This window comes from Providencia sp. R33, assembly GCF_019343475.1.
In the GTDB taxonomy this organism is placed as follows: Bacteria; Pseudomonadota; Gammaproteobacteria; order Enterobacterales; family Enterobacteriaceae; genus Providencia.
The window spans coordinates 12398-31124 of record NZ_CP072453.1; the positions used below are offsets into that span (position 1 = coordinate 12398).

General features: G+C 41.7%; 17 protein-coding genes. 12 read left to right on the forward strand and 5 right to left on the reverse strand.

Annotated features, from left to right (window positions below; translation table 11 throughout):
- Positions 1 to 17: 17 nt before the first annotated feature.
- A complete protein-coding gene (locus J6836_RS00080; protein WP_219245924.1) occupies positions 18 to 722 on the forward strand; it encodes a hypothetical protein in 705 nt (234 codons plus the stop codon).
- 110 nt (positions 723 to 832) lie between these two features.
- On the opposite strand, the gene fadE is transcribed toward J6836_RS00080, so the two are convergent.
- Positions 833 to 3298, reverse strand: a complete 2466-nt coding sequence (gene fadE / locus J6836_RS00085; protein WP_219245925.1) for an acyl-CoA dehydrogenase FadE — start codon at positions 3296 to 3298, stop codon at positions 833 to 835.
- Between the two features lie 391 nt (positions 3299 to 3689).
- Here fadE and lpcA point away from each other — a divergent pair, with 391 nt between their 5' ends.
- Together lpcA and J6836_RS00095 are read left to right on the forward strand one after the other, a co-directional pair.
- On the forward strand, positions 3690 to 4268 hold the full coding sequence (lpcA, locus tag J6836_RS00090; RefSeq protein WP_219245926.1) for a D-sedoheptulose 7-phosphate isomerase: 579 nt from the start codon (positions 3690 to 3692) through the stop codon (positions 4266 to 4268).
- Positions 4269 to 4295: 27 nt separating this feature from the next.
- Complete coding sequence (locus tag J6836_RS00095; protein WP_219245927.1) at positions 4296 to 5063, forward strand: class II glutamine amidotransferase; 768 nt, start codon at positions 4296 to 4298, stop codon at positions 5061 to 5063.
- Here J6836_RS00095 and J6836_RS00100 read toward each other — a convergent pair.
- The gene (locus J6836_RS00100; protein WP_219245928.1) at positions 5034 to 5771 is read right to left on the reverse strand and encodes a L,D-transpeptidase family protein; all 738 of its coding nucleotides are present in this window, start codon (positions 5769 to 5771) and stop codon (positions 5034 to 5036) included. The genes J6836_RS00095 and J6836_RS00100 overlap by 30 nt on opposite strands.
- Positions 5772 to 6186: 415 nt before the next feature.
- Here J6836_RS00100 and J6836_RS00105 point away from each other — a divergent pair, with 415 nt between their 5' ends.
- The 8 genes from J6836_RS00105 (at position 6187) to nqrM (ending at position 13543) form a co-directional block, all read left to right on the forward strand.
- Positions 6187 to 7530, forward strand: a complete 1344-nt coding sequence (locus J6836_RS00105) for a Na(+)-translocating NADH-quinone reductase subunit A (protein ID WP_219245929.1) — start codon at positions 6187 to 6189, stop codon at positions 7528 to 7530.
- A 4-nt stretch (positions 7531 to 7534) separates the two neighbouring features.
- The gene (locus J6836_RS00110; protein WP_219245930.1) at positions 7535 to 8773 is read left to right on the forward strand and encodes an NADH:ubiquinone reductase (Na(+)-transporting) subunit B; all 1239 of its coding nucleotides are present in this window, start codon (positions 7535 to 7537) and stop codon (positions 8771 to 8773) included.
- Complete coding sequence (locus tag J6836_RS00115) at positions 8766 to 9560, forward strand: Na(+)-translocating NADH-quinone reductase subunit C (protein WP_219245931.1); 795 nt, start codon at positions 8766 to 8768, stop codon at positions 9558 to 9560. The genes J6836_RS00110 and J6836_RS00115 overlap by 8 nt, the downstream gene beginning before the upstream one ends.
- Entirely contained in the window at positions 9553 to 10182 is a 630-nt protein-coding gene (locus J6836_RS00120) for an NADH:ubiquinone reductase (Na(+)-transporting) subunit D (RefSeq protein ID WP_219245932.1), read from the forward strand. The genes J6836_RS00115 and J6836_RS00120 overlap by 8 nt, the downstream gene beginning before the upstream one ends.
- A gap of 4 nt (positions 10183 to 10186) precedes the next feature.
- Positions 10187 to 10783 (forward strand): NADH:ubiquinone reductase (Na(+)-transporting) subunit E, encoded by a 597-nt coding sequence (gene nqrE, locus J6836_RS00125; protein ID WP_219245933.1) that lies wholly within the window; start codon positions 10187 to 10189, stop codon positions 10781 to 10783.
- Between the two features lie 15 nt (positions 10784 to 10798).
- On the forward strand, positions 10799 to 12025 hold the full coding sequence (gene nqrF / locus J6836_RS00130) for an NADH:ubiquinone reductase (Na(+)-transporting) subunit F (RefSeq protein WP_219245934.1): 1227 nt from the start codon (positions 10799 to 10801) through the stop codon (positions 12023 to 12025).
- Positions 12026 to 12265: 240 nt separating this feature from the next.
- On the forward strand, positions 12266 to 13297 hold the full coding sequence (locus tag J6836_RS00135; RefSeq protein ID WP_219245935.1) for an FAD:protein FMN transferase: 1032 nt from the start codon (positions 12266 to 12268) through the stop codon (positions 13295 to 13297).
- Positions 13298 to 13315: 18 nt separating this feature from the next.
- Entirely contained in the window at positions 13316 to 13543 is a 228-nt protein-coding gene (gene nqrM, locus J6836_RS00140; protein ID WP_219245936.1) for a (Na+)-NQR maturation NqrM, read from the forward strand.
- Between the two features lie 137 nt (positions 13544 to 13680).
- Here the strand turns inward: nqrM and J6836_RS00145 are convergent, their stop codons facing one another.
- Positions 13681 to 14025 (reverse strand): hypothetical protein, encoded by a 345-nt coding sequence (locus tag J6836_RS00145; RefSeq protein ID WP_219245937.1) that lies wholly within the window; start codon positions 14023 to 14025, stop codon positions 13681 to 13683.
- A 166-nt stretch (positions 14026 to 14191) separates the two neighbouring features.
- On the reverse strand, positions 14192 to 15136 hold the full coding sequence (locus J6836_RS00150; RefSeq protein WP_425299647.1) for a glycerophosphodiester phosphodiesterase family protein: 945 nt from the start codon (positions 15134 to 15136) through the stop codon (positions 14192 to 14194).
- 289 nt (positions 15137 to 15425) lie between these two features.
- On the opposite strand from J6836_RS00150, the gene dinB reads away from it, so the two are divergent.
- Complete coding sequence (gene dinB / locus J6836_RS00155; protein WP_219249317.1) at positions 15426 to 16481, forward strand: DNA polymerase IV; 1056 nt, start codon at positions 15426 to 15428, stop codon at positions 16479 to 16481.
- Positions 16482 to 16526: 45 nt separating this feature from the next.
- Here the strand turns inward: dinB and pepD are convergent, their stop codons facing one another.
- Positions 16527 to 17987 (reverse strand): beta-Ala-His dipeptidase, encoded by a 1461-nt coding sequence (gene pepD / locus J6836_RS00160; RefSeq protein WP_219245938.1) that lies wholly within the window; start codon positions 17985 to 17987, stop codon positions 16527 to 16529.
- Positions 17988 to 18727 lie beyond the last annotated feature (740 nt).

Below are 18727 nucleotides of genomic sequence, written 5' to 3' on the forward strand. Positions count from 1 at the left end.
ACAGGCAGTTAATTAAGGTGGTGGTTGAAAATTTGATGAGGAAATTATTAATTTTTCTGGTCTTTATCCTAGTTGGGTGTGGGGCAAATTTACACTCAGAAAAATTTGTAAAAAATCCCTCTTATAGAATGTTAGCATTTTCTATCGGGAGTGTGAAATCTAAACAAGAAAAACAATATCTCCAAACGATGCTGCCGATTCAAAGCGTTAAGAAGTTTTATGAACTTCAATATAAAGCAAATAAAGGTGATGTAAAAAGCCATTATCTTTTATTTTTATTATATTTTGATGATTCAGCCTGTTCTAAAAAGAGTTTGGTTAATTTAAAACGGGTTGCGGATGAAAATTGTAAGATAGCGTTAGGACATTTAAATGAAGCAGTGAATATTGAACCTAATTTTCAGCTAGGTTTGTATAAGCTCGCTTATTTTAACCAATATGGTATTGGCATGGACGTTAATTTTAATCAGTCAATAGCATATTGGGAAAGGTTGAAAGAAACGCAAGGGTATTATCGAGAATTAGCATTGGTATCAGCAGCAAAAATCTATTTTTATGAGTTTAATGAAATTGATAAGGCAAAAGAATATTTAACCATTTGTGCAAAAGAAGGTGGGGCTAGGTGTCAATTTGAGTTAAATGGTTGGGATAACAAAATGAAGTTACGCCCTTATATATTGGATGCAAAAAATAGAGAGCGCGAGCTAGAAAAAAGGGAATAGTCAGTTTTATATTTTCAAGTTAATTTTTCGGTGTGGTTTGTTCTATTAATAGTAATAACAAAAAATTCAAGGAGTAGGTTACTCCTTGAATTTTATTGCTTATTTATAAACTAAGCGGCTTTCTTTTTCTTGCTCGCGTCTTCGTTTGACGGTTCATCAGGGGACTTTTTTGACGGAAGCACTCCTAAGTCATCAAATTCAAACTCATCGACATTAATTGTACGTAACCGGCTTGCTTCTGCTTTACGTAGGATATCGGCTTCTTCCTGCGTGATGACATTCTCAGGCAGCATTTGATCAGCCAGTTTGTCTAAACGGGTGAAGCTCAGTTTACGTTCTTTCAGACGGCAGATGCGCTCGAAAATAGGCTCAGCAGCAATGATGTCATATAACGCTTGGTTCACTAACCCATGTGGGTTATTTTCCGTTGGCGTTAAGTATTGACCACGGCCTAATCTGTCACGGGTTTCTGATGGTTCCATCAACAGCTGTGCCAATTTATGGTCAAGTCTGTCTGATGGCATGGACATCGCACGGCCTGTAGGGAACAAGGTTACTCGCATAATCGCTGCCACCATTTTGTTCGGGAAGTTTTTCAGCAGCTCATCAATCGCTTTTTCAGATTGATATAAGCAATCTTCAACAGCCCATTTTACCAGTGGTAAATCCGCTTTTTGGCGACCTTCATCTTCATAGCGTTTTAAGGTTGCTGACGCAAGATACAGGTTGCTAAGAATATCCCCTAAGCGAGCTGAAATACGTTCACGACGTTTTAAGCTACCGCCTAATACGCCCATTGCGACATCGGATAACAGAGCTAAGTTGGCACTTTGACGATTTAACATTTGATAATAGCGGCGTGTTTCATCTTTCGTTGGTGCATGACTACCACGACCGTTAGTTAAACCTAACCAGAAGCTGCGGAATTGGTTGCTAATGACGTGACCAATGTGACCAAACACCGCTTTATCAAATTTGTGCAGGTTGTTATCTTGCGCTGCCGCCATTTCCTCTAAGACGAAAGGATGGCAACGGATCGCACCTTGACCAAAGATAATCATGCTGCGTGTGAGGATGTTTGCGCCTTCAACGGTAATTGCGATCGGGGCACCTTGGTAAGCCCGTGCAACAAAGTTTGAGTCCCCTAAGCAAATGCCTTTACCACCAGTGATATCCATCGCATCAATAATGGCGCGCTGGCCGCGGTGGGTACAGTGGTATTTAACGATAGCCGAAAGTACCGCTGGTTTTTCGCCTAACATAATGCCAGAGGTGATTAAGGTTGCGGCGGCATCCATCAAGTAAGTATTACCTGCGATGCGTGCTAAAGGTTCTTCGATACCTTCCATTTTACCAATCGGTAATTTGAATTGGCGGCGAATATAAGAGTAAGCGCCAGTCGCGATAGCGATGCTTTTTAAGCTACCTGTTGAGTTCGATGGTAAGGTGATTCCGCGACCAACAGATAGGCATTCCACTAACATTCTCCAGCCTTGTCCCGCCATTTTTGGCCCGCCGATGATGTAATCGATAGGAACAAAAATATCTTTTCCGCGAGTCGGGCCATTCATGAATGGAACATTCAGTGGGAAGTGACGGTGACCAATTTCAACACCTGGTGTATTGGTTGGGATTAATGCACAGGTGATACCGAGGTTTTTCTCACCACCTAATAATTTGTCTGGATCTGACAATTTAAACGCAAGGCCGAGTACAGTCGCAATCGGTGCTAAGGTAATGTAGCGTTTATTCCATGATAAGCGCATACCTAATACTTGCTCACCTTGCCATTCACCCATACAGACAACGCCTGAATCGGGAATCGCCCCCGCATCGGAGCCTGCTTCAGGGCTGGTTAAGGCAAAGCACGGAATTTCTTCACCTGTTGCTAGGCCCGGTAAATAACGTTGTTTTTGCTCATCAGTACCATAATGTTGCAGTAATTCACCTGGACCTAATGAGTTCGGAACACCCACAGTAATAGCTAAAATGCCTGATACACCTGCAAGTTTTTGTAATACTTGAGATTGTGCGTAAGCTGAAAATTCAAGCCCGCCATACTCTTTTTTGATGATCATAGCGAAGAAACGGTGATCACGAAGGTATTGCCAAACTTCAGGTGTTAAATCGGCAAGTTCATGACTAACTTCAAAGTCATTCACCATACCGCACACAGTTTCTACTGGGCCATCAATAAATGCTTGTTCTTCCGTAGTTAACTGTGGTTTTGGGTAGTTATGCAGTTTATTCCAGTCTGGGGCACCACGGAAAAGATCGCCTTCCCACCATGTGGTTCCTGCGTCAATAGCTTCTTTTTCAGTTCTCGACATTGGTGGCATGACTTTTTGGAACATTTTCATGGCACGCGCGGAGAAAAAAGATTGGCGTATAGGAGAAAAAACGAAAGGAAATAAGACCAGAGCCACTGGCAGCAACATCCAGTAACTCCAAATATTTAACACACCCATGACGGCAGTATAGGCTAATAGCAGTACTGTACTGAGTACAAGGGAAGTTCTGTGGTAACAGAGTACGCCGATTAAGGCGAGAAATAACACAATGCTAAGAAGGATCATGGTGAAGCTCCTGTCGACTTGTAAGAGGTCTGACCTGTTTGTTGTCTCAATCTATACCTAGCAATAAAGAATTAGCAATATATTTACATCTTAATTACAACTTAGTTCACAAAAACACCAAATAATGACCGTGAAAGTTGAAATTAAAATAATCACCAATAAAGAAAATAAGGTTATTAAGTATAACTAAACGTTATTTTTGTCGATGGGTTCAAGACCGCACAATCAAAAGTAGAAACAAAGCTCCCCCTGTGCAACAATCTGAGTATTAAAGCTTAATGACTGATATCCATCTAAATTTGTGCCACTAAGTGGTCTGTTTTATGTGAATTATTTTGGATGTAAGTTAGCGATATTCTCAATAACGTATTCTTAATTAAGGGGAAACCTCATGTACCAAGATCTAATCCGTGGTGAATTGACTGAAGCAGCCGAGACGTTATCGAATTTCTTAAGTGACGAAGCGAATATTGAAGCTATTCAACAAGCGGCGGTATTATTAGCTGATTCATTTAAAGCAGGTGGTAAAGTGCTATCTTGTGGTAATGGTGGATCACACTGTGATGCAATGCATTTTGCGGAGGAACTCACAGGCCGCTATCGTGAAAATCGCCCCGGCTATCCTGCTATTGCAATTTCAGATGTTAGCCATTTATCCTGCGTGAGCAATGACTTCGGTTATGATTTTGTTTTTTCTCGTTTTATTGAAGCTGTTGGCATGAAAGGTGATGTGTTATTAGGAATTTCGACCTCGGGTAATTCAGGCAATATCATCAAAGCCATTGCTGCTGCTCGTGAAAAAGGCATGAAAGTTATCACATTAACAGGAAAAGATGGTGGCAAAATGGCAGGCACGGCGGATATTGAAATTCGTGTCCCTCATTTTGGTTATGCAGACCGTATTCAAGAGATCCATATCAAAGTTATCCATATCCTTATTCAACTAATTGAAAAAGAGATGGTGAAGTAACGGTTTAGTCGTTGTAGGAGCTTTAAAATGTGCGAGTTACTTGGCATGAGTGCCAATGTCCCAACTGATATTACCTTTAGTTTGAGTGGGTTAATTTCTCGAGGCGGTCAAACTGGCCCACATAAAGATGGCTGGGGAATTACGTTCTACGAAGGTCTCGGGTGTCGCACATTTAAAGATCCACAACCGAGCTTTACATCACCCGTTGCGCGTTTCGTGCAGGAATACCCAATTAAGTCTGAATGTATTGTGGCTCACATTCGCCAAGCTAATCGGGGGGATGTGTCGTTAGTGAATACTCACCCCTTTACCAGAGAGCTGTGGGGGCGCAATTGGACTTATGCCCATAATGGGCAGCTTAAAGGATACCGTTCCCTTGATACTGGGCGTTATTGGCCGATTGGGGAAACCGATAGTGAATGGGCATTTTGTTGGATTTTGCAGCAGTTGAGTGAGAAATATCCTCGGAAGCCATCGAACTGGAAAAGTGTTTTTCGCTTTATTGCCACTCTTGCGGATCAATTGAGGGATAAAGGTGTCTTCAATATGTTGCTGTCTGATGGGCAATATTTGATGGCGTTTAGCTCAACGAAATTACATTGGATCACGCGTAAAGCACCATTTGGTATGGCAAAGTTACTCGATCAAGATATTGAAATTGATTTTGCACAGTGTACAACACCAACAGATATTGTCTCTGTGATTGCAACTCAACCTTTGACTGGCAACGAAGACTGGCAAAAGATTGAGCCAGGTAACTTTGTGTTATTCCACCTTGGTCAGCGCATACTGTGATTTCATCCCCAACAGTTTTGTTGGGGTATCCGGTAAGCCCATGACCGCATATTTTCCTGAGTTTACCGAAACGTGTGCAAGCCTTCCTGTTTGGTTGAAATATTCATAGGCGGGCTGAAGCTGCTTCCAAAACGTATAATGGCTTGAATTTTGGTAGCGCAGCATATTTTCTTTCGTCATTTTAAACGGATAGATATTTACGCTAATCGTTGATTGGCCGTTTAGCAATGCGGTTTCTACGGTTTGATAAATCTCGCCCATGTATTTATCAGTCATTGCATAACAACCAACTGACACACAACTGCCGTGGATCATCAGGTAACTTCCGCTATACCCTTGGGCTTTATCGAATTCATTAGGAAAACCAATATTGATAGATCGGTAATACCGACTATTAGGGTTGAGTTGCTCAGCCGTAATTTGATAGAAACCTTCAGGACTTTTAAGATCACCCTCTATTTTCTTTGGCCCTAACCCACCAGAAAACTTACAAATTGGATAGGTTTTCGACAAGGCATATTTGCCTGATGGTGTTTTTTGGTAGAGTTCAAGTACACCTTCTTGTTTAAATATTTGTATAAATATCGATGAGTCAAGATTCGCTCGTGATTGATTCTTTAACAAAAATGAAGCGTTATCTGCCTGAGTAACCGATGTATACATGAGTACAAATGGGGATACGACACAAATTAATTTACTTGTTTTCATGCTTAAGCCAAATATTGAAGGTGATATTGATTAAAAATAACACATGTTTTACACATTTTAGACGAGCTGTTTAAAAATTAATATAGGTTGTTAATAGTTTTTAAATGAATCTTTATTGTTTAAATAATAATCAGCCATCGATAAATGTGAGTCTATAGTTCGGTAATATCGAATTGTTAATGGAAAAAATTAAATAATAATGCAATTTGCTTGAACTATGTCACTTCTCTAGACGGACAGCGTGAACTGAAACTGATAAAATTACGACTGGCAGAAGACAAGAATTTAGTAACAATTTTGTGAGAATACTCGCTCAAGTCACGAAAGTGACTTGAGTAGTTTTTATGACTGAGTCGCTATCATTCATTGCTGAATCGTTAGCTTAGGGTTTAACTGATAAACTTGTGCAGATCTTATGATTAAAATTAAAAAAGGCCTCAACCTTCCCATCGCAGGTGAGCCAGCCCAAGTGATAGAAGACGGCCCGAAAATTCAACACGTAGCACTGCTAGGTGAGGAATATGTCGGAATGCGTCCTTCGATGCTGGTTAAAGAAGGTGAGAGTGTAATAAAAGGACAGGTTCTCTTTGAAGACAAAAAGAACCCAGGGGTCGTATTTACGAGTCCTGCCTGCGGAAAAATTGTTGCTATTCATCGTGGTGAGCGTCGTGTATTGCAATCTGTTGTTATTGAAATCGAAGGTGATGAGCAAGTCACTTTTGCTGCATATTCGCGTGATGAACTTCCCGTATTAACTCGTGAACAAGTCGAAGATAACCTAATCAAATCAGGTATGTGGACTTCTTTAAGAACGCGTCCATTTAGCCGTTCTCCACAACCAGGTTCTTCACCTATTGCTATCTTTGTGACTGCAATGGACACCAGTCCACTTGCTGCAGATCCTATTGGAATCATTCGCGAAAATGAGCAAGCATTTAATGATGGCTTATTGGTTCTTAGCCGCTTAACGGAAGGTAAAATCCATGTATGCCATGGAGAGGGAGATTTACCGAAGGTTAACAGCCAAGCCCAAATTACCTATACCCAATTTAGCGGGCCACACCCTGCGGGGTTAGCTGGTACTCACATTCATTTTTTGGAGCCTGTGAGCATCAAGAAAAAAGTGTGGAGTCTGAATTACCAAGATGTTATCGCTATTGGAAATCTATTTGTTACGGGTCACTTATACACTGATCGTGTTGTTTCCCTTGCTGGCCCACAAGTTGAAAAACCGCGCTTACTGCGCACCCGCCTTGGGGCTGATTTATATGAATTGACCCAAGGGCAACTCAAAGCAGGTGAAAACCGTATTATTTCGGGGTCTGTGCTTTGGGGGGTTACCTGTGATGAAGCCCATCACTATCTTGGTCGTTTTCATAACCAAGTTTCTGTTCTCGCAGAAGGTCGTGAAAAGGAATTATTTGGATGGATTATGCCAGGGGTAAATAAATTCACCATTACCCGCACAACAATTGGGCATTTCCTAAAAAATAAACGCTTTAACTTTACGACAACGATGAACGGTGGTGAGCGTTCAATGGTACCAATTGGTAACTATGAACGAGTTATGCCGCTGGACATCATGGTCACGCATTTATTGCGCGATCTCCTTGCGGGGGATACCGATACATCACAAGAGCTAGGCTGTTTAGAGCTGGATGAAGAAGATTTAGGGTTATGTACCTACGTCTGCCCAGCGAAGTATGAATACGGTCCTGTGCTGCGTGATGTGCTGTCCAAGATAGAGCTAGAAGGGTAATTCCATGGGTCTGAAACATTTATTTGAAAAATATGAGCACCATTTTGAGCCCGGTGGAAAGTTAGCGAAATATTATGCGCTGTATGAAGCCGTTTCGACTGTTTTCTACACGCCGGGTACAGTGACTAAAGGTCGCTCTCACGTTCGAGATACTATCGATCTTAAACGTATGATGATCTTGGTGTGGCTCGCCGTTTTCCCAGCGATGTTCTGGGGTATGTATAATGTAGGAAATCAAGCGATCCCAGCATTGCATCAGCTTTATAGTGGTGCTGAATTACAGCAAATTATTGCAGGTGATTGGCATTACAGCTTAGCGCAGTTCTTAGGCGCATCATTGTCAATGGATGCCGGGTGGGGAAGTAAAATGCTGCTTGGTGCAGTGTATTTTCTTCCTATTTATGCCGTTGTTTTCTTGGTCGGTGGGTTCTGGGAAGTGTTGTTTGCCATGATCCGCGGTCATGAAATCAACGAAGGCTTCTTTATCACCTCCATCTTGTTTGCATTGATTGTTCCTCCAACGATTCCACTATGGCAGGCCGCACTTGGGATTACCTTTGGTGTGGTTGTCGCGAAAGAAATTTTTGGTGGAACAGGGCGCAACTTCTTAAACCCAGCATTAGCCGGTCGTGCATTTTTATTCTTTGCTTACCCAGCACAGATTTCGGGTGACCTAGTCTGGACTGCTGCGGATGGTTTCTCTGGTGCAACGCCTTTGTCCCAGTGGGCAACGGGTGGCGAGCACGCACTGATGAATACCGTTAGCGGCGAGCCTATTACATGGATGCAAGCATTTTTAGGTAACATGCCTGGCTCTATCGGTGAAGTATCGACATTGATGCTGTTTATCGGTGGTGCGCTGATTATGTTCTTCCGCATTGCATCGTGGCGTATTGTGGCTGGCGTGATGCTGGGCATGATCGCAATGTCTTATATGTTTAATCTTATCGGTTCAGATACTAACCCGCTGTTTGCAATGCCATGGTGGTGGCATATGGTGTTGGGTGGTTTTGCGTTCGGTATGATTTTTATGGCGACAGACCCTGTTTCAGCCTCGTTTACGGATAAAGGTAAATGGGCTTACGGTATTCTGATCGGCGTAATGTGTGTTCTTATCAGAGTGGTTAACCCAGCTTATCCAGAAGGGATGATGCTGGCTATCCTGTTCGCCAACCTGTTTGCTCCTCTGTTTGACTATCTGGTCGTTCAGGCAAATATTAAGCGGAGAAAAGCTCGTGGCTAATGAAAAACCAATCAATAACGATGGCGTCGGCAGAACATTTCTTGTTGTGTTTATTCTGTGCCTCGTGTGTTCAATCATTGTCGCTGGGGCTGCGGTTGGTTTAAAACCACAGCAACAGGAACAAATTCAATTAGATACTCAGCGTAATATTTTGAGTGTTGCGGGGCTTTCTACGCCTAAAATGAGCGCAGATGAAGTTCAAAAAGTTTATGCAGAACGTATCGAGCCAAAACTTTTAAATTTCAAAACTAATGAGTTATCAGATAGTACTGGGCGTTTTGTACTAAATGATGAACTACGCAGTGATGAAACCAGTATTGCGCTTTCACCACAAGAAGATATTGCGAAAATTCGCCGTCGTGCGAATAGCGCTGAAATCTACTTGGTAAAAGACGATACAGGTAAAGTTTCACAAATCATTTTACCAGTTTATGGTTCAGGGTTGTGGTCAGTGATGTACGCCTTTATCGCTGTTGATGTTGACGGTGTGACATCTCGTGGTATCACTTACTACGCACATGGTGAAACCCCAGGACTGGGTGGTGAAGTGGATAACCCGCAGTGGAAAGCGCAATGGCCGGGCAAAAAACTGTTTAATGAACAAGGTATCCCTGCAATTAAAATTGTGCGTAGTGGTGCAACCGATAGCCCTTATGGCATCGATGGCCTTTCGGGTGCGACTCTGACATCAAACGGTATTCAGCATATGTTTGATTTCTGGTTAGGTGACAACGGCTTTGGTCCGTTCCTGAAAAAAGTACGTGAAGGAGCGCTGAATAATGGCTGATTCAAAAGAAGTAAAACGCGTCCTACTCGGGCCGCTATTCGATAACAACCCAATTGCCTTACAGGTTTTGGGTGTGTGTTCTGCATTAGCCGTCACGACTAAGTTAGAAACAGCGTTGGTGATGACAATTGCCGTAACACTGGTTACTGCATTTTCTAACTTTTTTATCTCACTGATTCGAAACTATATTCCAAGCAGTGTACGTATCATCGTACAAATGGCCATCATTGCTTCATTGGTTATTGTCGTGGACCAAATTCTGCGAGCTTATGCCTATGAGATATCAAAACAGCTTTCTGTCTTTGTTGGCTTAATTATTACTAACTGTATCGTGATGGGGCGTGCAGAAGCTTATGCTATGAAAGCGCCACCTATTGAAAGCTTTATGGATGGTATTGGTAATGGCCTTGGCTACGGTGTGATCCTTGTTTTAGTCGGTTTCCTGCGTGAGCTATTTGGTTCGGGTAAATTATTTGGTATTACCGTGTTTGAATCACTGCAAAATGGTGGTTGGTACATGCCGAATGGCTTGTTCCTCTTGGCGCCAAGTGCATTCTTTATCATTGGTATGTTGATTTGGGGACTTCGCGTTCTAAAACCAGCTCAGGTAGAGAAGGATTAATCAAATGGAACATTATATTAGCCTGTTTGTTAAAGCCATCTTTATTGAAAACATGGCATTAGCCTTCTTCTTAGGGATGTGTACTTTCCTTGCGGTATCGAAAAATGTCAAAACGGCATTTGGTTTAGGGATTGCGGTCACGGTTGTTCTCGGGATTTCTGTTCCAGCCAATAACTTGGTGTACAACCTAGTGCTGCGTGATGGGGCGATAGCCGAAGGGGTGGACTTATCTTTCCTGAATTTTATTACCTTTATTGGTGTGATAGCGGCGTTGGTTCAGATCCTCGAAATGATTTTGGATCGTTATTTTCCATCTCTGTATAACGCGTTAGGTATCTTCTTGCCATTGATTACTGTTAACTGTGCAATTTTTGGTGGCGTATCTTTCATGGCTCAGCGTGATTATAACTTTAGCGAATCCGTCGTTTATGGCTTCGGTTCAGGGATCGGCTGGATGCTTGCTATCGTATTGATGGCAGCTATCCGTGAGAAGATGAAATACTCAGATATCCCCGCAGGTCTAAAAGGGTTAGGTATCACCTTTGTGACAACAGGCTTGATGGCATTGGGCTTTATGTCCTTCTCCGGTGTGCAGCTATAAAGGCGAGAAGAATTCATGGAAATTATTATTCTAGGTGTAGTGATGTTTACCCTGATTGTCTTGGTGCTGACAGGTTTAATCCTGTTTGCCAAATCCAAGTTGGTCAATACAGGGAACATCAAAGTTGAAGTTAATGGCGACCCAGATAAAAGCTTTGAAGCCCCTGCGGGCGACAAATTATTAGGCATGTTATCTAGCCAAGGTATTTTTGTCTCATCGGCTTGCGGTGGTGGTGGATCATGTGGGCAGTGCCGTGTGAAAATCAAAGACGGTGGTGGGGATATTTTACCGACCGAGTTGTCGCACATTAATAAACGCGAAGCCAAAGAAGGCTGCCGCTTAGCCTGCCAAGTGAATGTGAAGCAAGACCTTAAAATTGAGCTTCCAGAAGAAATTTTTGGTGTGAAAAAATGGGAGTGCGAAGTTATCTCTAACGATAATAAAGCCACTTTCATTAAAGAGTTAAAACTGAAAATTCCAGCAGGGGAAGTCGTTCCTTTCCGTGCGGGTGGTTATATTCAGATTGAGTGCCCAGAACATGTTGTAAAATATGAAGATTTCGATGTTCCTGAAGAATATCGTGAAGACTGGGATAAGTTTAATTTGTTCCGTTATGTTTCTGAAGTTAAAGAGCCAACGGTGCGTGCATATTCAATGGCTAACTACCCTGAAGAGCACGGTATTATTATGTTGAACGTGCGTATTGCAACACCTCCGCCGCGCAATCCAGACGTTCCACCGGGAATTATGTCTTCTTATATTTGGTCATTAAAGCCAGGTGATAAGGTGACAATTTCAGGTCCGTTCGGAGAGTTTTTTGCGAAAGAAACAGAAGCTGAAATGGTATTTATTGGTGGTGGTGCAGGGATGGCGCCGATGCGTTCGCACATTTTCGACCAATTACGCCGTTTAGACTCAAAACGCAAAATCAGTTTCTGGTATGGTGCGCGTTCTGTTCGTGAAATGTTCTACACAGAAGATTTTGACGAGCTTGCGGCAGAACATGAAAACTTCACATGGAATGTGGCGCTTTCAGACCCATTACCAGAAGATAACTGGAATGGTTACACAGGCTTTATTCATAATGTTCTGTATGAAAATTACTTGAAAGACCACCCGGCGCCTGAAGATTGTGAGTTCTATATGTGTGGGCCACCAATGATGAACGCTGCAGTGATCAAAATGCTGAAAGACCTTGGTGTTGAAGACGAAAATATCTTACTGGATGATTTCGGTGGTTAAGTAATTTTATTGGATTTATCGTACTTACCAAGTAAAGTACTGACAGTAATTGAATAAAGAGGGAAATACTTCCCTCTTTATCATTTATATTAATACTGTTAGTTGCTAATTATTTAATTGGTTATTAATGGCTTAAGAGATATTTTGACTTGAACATTCTCTGCATGGGTGACGATGTAAAGTGTGTTAATAGTCTGAGCGAACCGACAATACGCGCTCATGATTGACGCGGAGAAAATAATGCTGAACAAAAGAATTTATACCTCAATCTTACTGTTTGTTGCCGCGCTGTTTCTGACAGCATGTGGTGGCCCAGAACAACAAAACCTTCAGGGGCAGACGATGGGGACGTATTACTCTGTTAAATATGTCACTGATGCTTCAGAACAAAAACCTGAAGCCATTCAAGCCGAAATTGATAAGCGTTTGGAGGAAGTTAATGACCAAATGTCAACTTACCGCCCTGATTCTGAATTAAGTCGTTTTAACCAATTTAAAGAAGTGAATACGCCTTTCCCTGTATCAGCAGCGACAGCAAAAGTAGTCAAAAAAGCGATTGAAATTAATAAACTAACAGATGGCTCTTTAGATGTAACCGTTGGGCTATTAGTTAATTTATGGGGTTTTGGCCCAGAAGGTCGCGTGACGAAAGCCCCTTCAGATGAAGAACTTGCTAAACGCCGTGCATGGGTAGGGATTGAAAAGCTTTCAGTACAAGATAACAACCTGATTAAAACCATTCCAGAGCTATATGTTGACTTGTCTTCTATTGCTAAAGGTTATGGTGTTGATGTTGTTGCTGAATATTTAGAGTCACAAGGTATCAATGACTATATGGTTGATATCGGTGGTGAAGTACGTACAAAAGGCAAAAATGGTAAAGAAGCGCCATGGCGCATTGCTATTGAGAAACCATCAACGGATGGTGTGAGCCAAACCGCACAAGAAATTATTGAGCCAGGTGACCGTTCAATTGCAACATCTGGCGATTATCGTAATTATTTTGAGCAAGATGGCGTGCGTTTTTCACATACTATAGACCCAAAAACAGGTCGCCCAATTACTCATAATCTGGTCTCTATCACGGTACTCGCAGAAAATTGTATGAGTGCGGATGGCTTATCCACAGGGTTAAATGTATTAGGGCCAGAAGCGGGTTTTGCCCTTGCTGAAAAAATGAATGTGCCTGTTTTTATGATAGTTAAGACAGATAAAGGTTTTGAAGAGCGTTATACTAAGGCATTCGAACCATTTTTAACAAAGAAACAGTAAGTTGAGGAGGCTAAAAGTATGCTAAATATTTTTATTGCAACTTTTGCACTGTTTTTGCTGGCTTTCTTAGGCATGTCACTGGGGTACATTATTAAGCGTAAAAGCATCCAAGGCAGTTGCGGCGGTTTAAGTAGCATCGGTGTCGAAAAAGTATGTGATTGCCCTGAACCTTGTGATGCACGTAAAAAGCGCATGGCACGCGATGAAGCTCGGCAAAAGTTGTTAAGTAAAAACCGAATTCTATAGTGGGATATATTGTTGATATATAAAGCCCTTAATAGCCGATAGGGGCTTTGTATTCACTGTATGTATTATTTATTTTTTCTTTGAAAATTATAGTTTTTATAGTTAAAAACACTAATTTTTTTGTTACGCATTAATTTCTATAATTTTTTCAGTGCTGCTGAGCATGAGCTTGAACTAGAAAATGCCGCATATACTCGTTTTGATTCACCATTAACACCGAGAATAATCTTATAGTCATCCTCCTTCGTTGTACTGCAATCAATAAAACTTGCGCTGCGCCAATATTCTCCTGATGCAGTCAAAAATTGAACATACCAGTTTTCATCTTTTTCTCCTTCAATTGCATAAAATGTTGCAATATCAATTTTTTCTTCTTTATCTTTTATATCATGAATTATGTGAAATTCTAGGTTACGAAATAGCATGACTTCGATTAAATCCTCACCAAAATGGTTTTCAAATGTAACTTTTATTTCAATCATATTTCCCTCTCTTCATTTAATAATAATGTGCAAATCGCACCCTATAGCGATAATTACTATAAATGTTGAGTTCAGAACCTTAATGCTTAAGAATTGGCAGAAGTTATAAAAAAAAATTAACCAACCTATTTAAACGGGTTGGTTAATAAAATTGAGAATAGGTAGTTTACTTTCCTTTGATTGGAAGAAATGCCTTCGGTGAATCCACCATTACTGCATCAGCACCTATCTCTTTCGCCAACTGGTAATCGCTTTGGTTATTTACACCAAAAACAATGATATAAGCGTCACCATCACGTTTAAAACAATCTATCGCTGATTTATCCCATGAAAGCGTTGCAGGGGAACGCGCCTCACCTAACGTATATTTTTCAACGACTTCAACCTTGCGGTGCAACTCAAAACCATACCAACGAGAAGCTGGCTTATTCGCATTATTGGTTGGTTTTGAGTCTGGAACTGAGCATTGATGGCTCATGACACTATTTGCCAAAATAGTACGGGTTTCATCACGGCTTTCAAACGTCTGAATTTTAGGGGATAGATGATTTAGCGCGGTTAAGAAATCGGTATTGGTAGAATAAAAGCGTACTTGATTGAACGTTTTTGTTTTTTCCAGTAATGCTAAAGCGGCTTTGGCTTGAGTATCTGGGTTGGCATCAGGGGATTTTAAGTCAATATAAAAGATGGTGTCTGGATACTTTTTTAATACAGTTTCTAGTGTGCTAATTGTGGTGGTTGTAGCGGGTAATTGTTGATTATTTTTTTGAGTAAATTGGTATGCAGCATTGATATGGCTAAGCTGCTCTGCGGAATAGGCAGAAACAGGGCCTTTTTTATCTGTCAGAGAATCAAGGTCACTTGGGCGATATAACACTAATTGATTGTCTTGGCTGAGCTGTACGGTTAACCAAATGGCATCCGCTTTATTTTTCTTTGCAAGATCAATTGCATAAACCGTATTTTCAGGTGCATCTGCTGTCCCTGCGCGGTGTGCAACAATTTGAGGTGAAGCCATTTGAGTGGTGAATGCAAATGAGTTTTGAGTGATCAGAAATAGCAACCCAATGATCGCTAACGGGTTAAATTTTAATGCAGATATCATAGCCATATGTATTATCCATAAAATAATTTTTTACGAGTTGTGAGGGAAATAAGCCCGTCTGTTGTATTACTTTTTTATTAAGCTGTAACCCATTAGGACTCTTTTTAAGACTAACTTTATTTATTTTTACCCATAAAGTGTGGCAGTTAAATATGACAATAAAATGAATTGGTTTTTATTAACAGAGAGTTAGAAGGAATTAACATGAGCTTGATATCGTACTTCCTCTTAATTGCATGGTTAATAAAAATACTGTATATTTAATCAGTTGATTGGTTTTTTTATGAGTGAACCCGTGCGTAAAATTATTCATATTGATATGGACTGCTTTTATGCGGCGATAGAAATGCGTGATGACCCAAGCCTACGCAATGTCCCTATTGCGGTTGGTGGAAGTGCGGATCGTCGGGGTGTTATCAGTACAGCCAACTATGAAGCGCGCCGCTACGGCGTACACAGCGCAATGTCGACGGCTATTGCTCTGAGGCTTTGCCCGCATTTAAAAGTCGTCCCGGGGCGTATGGCACTGTATAAAGAAACCTCTATTCATATCCGCAAGATTTTTGCGCGCTATACCGATTTAATTGAACCTCTTTCCCTTGATGAAGCGTATTTAGATGTGACGGATTGTACGCAGTTGCACGGTTCTGCAACTTTGATTGCAGAAGCTATTCGTCAGCAAATTTTTGATGAATTGCAGCTAACTGCATCCGCGGGGATCGCACCTATCAAGTTTTTAGCGAAAATCGCTTCGGATATGAATAAACCCAATGGTCAGTTTGTGATCACGCCACAAAATATGGAGCAATTCGTTCTCTCATTACCACTAAAAAAGATCCCTGGAGTCGGCAAAGTGACGGCTCAAAAATTGGCGGATATGGGGTTGAATACCTGTGCCGATGTGCAGCAATTTGATGTGGTTACGTTAATCAAAAGCATGGGGAAATTTGGTCAAGCGCTTTGGGAACGTTGCCATGCCATTGATGAGCGCCCTGTAAACCCAGATAGGCTGAGAAAGTCCGTGGGGGTTGAACGGACATTAGCTGAAGATATTCATCAATGGAATGATTGTCTTTTGTTGTTAGATAAGTTGTATGAAGAATTGCAGTTACGTTTAGCAAAAGTAAAACCCGATTTGCGCATCGCCCGCCAAGGGGTGAAATTCAAGTTTGATGACTTTCAGCAAACAACGCAAGAGCATGTGTATCCCATTTTAAATAAACAAGATTTAGTACAACTCGCACAGCAGGTTTGGGAAAATCGCCGGTTAAAGCGAGGGGTGAGGTTGGTGGGGTTACATGTCATGCTGCAAAGCCCACAATTAGAGCGGCAGTTATTGCTTGAACTTTAAAAAATGCTCATCACAAGGATGAGCATTCTATTCAATTTCAGTGGATTAACCTTTAACTGGAATCGCTTTTAACACCGCAGTTAACAGTTTCCAATATTCGCCAACACTGGCGATATGAACACGTTCGTCTGGTGAGTGAGCACCACGGATGGTTGGTCCAATAGAGACCATGTCCATATCTGGATATGGCTTTTTGAACAAACCGCACTCAAGACCTGCGTGGATCACCATCACATTAGGGATTTTACCAAATAACTTATTATAGGTTTCGCTCACCAAGTGCATTACCGCAGAGTCTGCATCTGGCTGCCAACCTGGGTAGCTACCTTCCGCACGGTATTGTGCTTTCGCTAATTTACTGATTGAAGTCAGCATATTAACGACATAGTTTTTACCGCTATCGATAAGTGAACGAACGAGGAAGATGACCTCTGCTTTGTCTTCGGTCATACGTACCACACCTTCATTTAGTGAGGTTTCCACGACGCCTTTCGCGATATCACTCATGCGGATAACGCCATTTGGCGCAGCATTTAAGAAGAAAACAAAGCGTTGTTGGCAGTCATCTGATAGTGCTTTTAAGTCGCTTTGTGTTTCATCTAACAACAGCACTAAGTTAGGTTCAACAGCGGCTAACTCATTTTTCAGAATGTTTTCGTAGCGTGTTCTTAATGCAGTCAGATCAGCAACTTTACCCGCTGGAACAGAAATAATGGCGTGTGCTTCACGTGGAATCGCATTACGTACGGTACCGCCTTTAAACTCTAATAGTTTTAGGCTGAGATCTTCTGCGTGGCCAGCAAGGAAGCGCGCTAACAGTTTGTTTGCATTACCTAAACCTAAATGAACATCACCACCTGAGTGGCCACCTTTTAAACCTTTTAAGGTCAAGGTAAAGGTTTGATAACCTTCTGGTAATGCTTCGCGAGTTAGGTCAAAAGTGGTTGTGAAATCAACACCACCGGCGCAACCCATGTAGATTTCACCTTCTTCTTCGGAGTCTGTGTTGATTAAGATATCCGCTTGTAACCAGCCCGCTTTTAAGCCAAATGCACCTTCCATTCCCGCTTCTTCTGTCATGGTTAACAGGACTTCCATTGGGCCGTGCTCAACGCTGTCATCAGCTAAAACTGCCAGTGCAGAAGCTAAACCAATACCGTTATCTGCACCTAATGTGGTTCCTTCAGCAGTCACCCATTCGCCATTCACATACGGGCGGATTGGGTCAACTTTAAAGTCATGCACAGTATCGTTATTTTTTTGCGGAACCATGTCTAAGTGCGCTTGCAGCACCACAGCCTTACGGTTTTCGTAGCCCGCAGTTGCAGGTTTACGGATCAAAATGTTGCCAACTTCATCACGCTCAACGTGGAAGCCTTTTTGTTTTGACCAATCAACGATATGTGCCGCTAAAGCTTCTTCATGATATGAAGGATGTGGAATGGAGCAGATGGTAGCGAAGATGTCCCACAGTGGTTGGGGGGATAGTTTGGCTAATTCAGACACGTGTATCTCCTATGATTTTCCCGTTATATTTCAAGCTATAGCGTTGTTGGCTGCACTCACAAACCTGCGTCACATACTGATGTATGCTCCTTGGATTTGCTCATTTGCCGCCTAGCTATAACTTGAACTATTTAGGGAAAATATCCGTAGTATTTCAAGCTATAGCGTTGTTGGCTGCACTCACAAACCTGCGTCACATACTGATGTATGCTCCTTGGATTTGCTCATTTGCCGCCTAGCTATAACTTGAACTATTTAGGGAAAATATCCGTAGTATTTCAAGCTATAGCGTTGTTGGCTGCACTCACAAACCTGCGTCACATACTGATGTATGCTCCTTGGATTTGCTCATTTGCCGCCTAGCTATAACTTGAACTATTTAGGGAAAATATCCGTAGTATTTCAAGCTATAGCGTTGTTGGCTGCACTCACAAACCTGCGTCACATACTGATGTATGCTCCTGGGACTTGCTCATTTGCTTTAGGGAAAATCCCTGAATCATCTAGACAGCGGCCGATTGACAGTCAACGCGAATTTCAGCTTCGATTTTTTAAAGGGACATTGCTGTAATTGTGACCTAACAGCCTGAAGTTTCGAATTAAAGGCTGCCTCTTTTATAGACTCAGGATAACACTTTCTTTTGAATAATGGACAGTGTAAATGATAATAATTGATGGCGAATGATGCTTTTTACTGGTTTTTAGCGCGCCGAATCACTATAATCTCGCGCAACCTTTTT

Bases quoted from the DNA above. Each gene is read 5' to 3' on its own strand.
- fadE (WP_219245925.1), bottom strand. From the start codon at position 3,298: ATGATCCTTCTTAGCATTGTGTTATTTCTCGCCTTAATCGGCGTACTC.
- lpcA (WP_219245926.1), top strand. From the start codon at position 3,690: ATGTACCAAGATCTAATCCGTGGTGAATTGACTGAAGCAGCCGAGACG.
- J6836_RS00095 (WP_219245927.1), top strand. From the start codon at position 4,296: ATGTGCGAGTTACTTGGCATGAGTGCCAATGTCCCAACTGATATTACC.
- J6836_RS00100 (WP_219245928.1), bottom strand. From the start codon at position 5,771: ATGAAAACAAGTAAATTAATTTGTGTCGTATCCCCATTTGTACTCATG.
- J6836_RS00105 (WP_219245929.1), top strand. From the start codon at position 6,187: ATGATTAAAATTAAAAAAGGCCTCAACCTTCCCATCGCAGGTGAGCCA.
- J6836_RS00110 (WP_219245930.1), top strand. From the start codon at position 7,535: ATGGGTCTGAAACATTTATTTGAAAAATATGAGCACCATTTTGAGCCC.
- J6836_RS00120 (WP_219245932.1), top strand. From the start codon at position 9,553: ATGGCTGATTCAAAAGAAGTAAAACGCGTCCTACTCGGGCCGCTATTC.
- nqrE (WP_219245933.1), top strand. From the start codon at position 10,187: ATGGAACATTATATTAGCCTGTTTGTTAAAGCCATCTTTATTGAAAAC.
- nqrF (WP_219245934.1), top strand. From the start codon at position 10,799: ATGGAAATTATTATTCTAGGTGTAGTGATGTTTACCCTGATTGTCTTG.
- J6836_RS00135 (WP_219245935.1), top strand. From the start codon at position 12,266: ATGCTGAACAAAAGAATTTATACCTCAATCTTACTGTTTGTTGCCGCG.
- nqrM (WP_219245936.1), top strand. From the start codon at position 13,316: ATGCTAAATATTTTTATTGCAACTTTTGCACTGTTTTTGCTGGCTTTC.
- J6836_RS00145 (WP_219245937.1), bottom strand. From the start codon at position 14,025: ATGATTGAAATAAAAGTTACATTTGAAAACCATTTTGGTGAGGATTTA.
- J6836_RS00150 (WP_425299647.1), bottom strand. From the start codon at position 15,136: ATGGCTATGATATCTGCATTAAAATTTAACCCGTTAGCGATCATTGGG.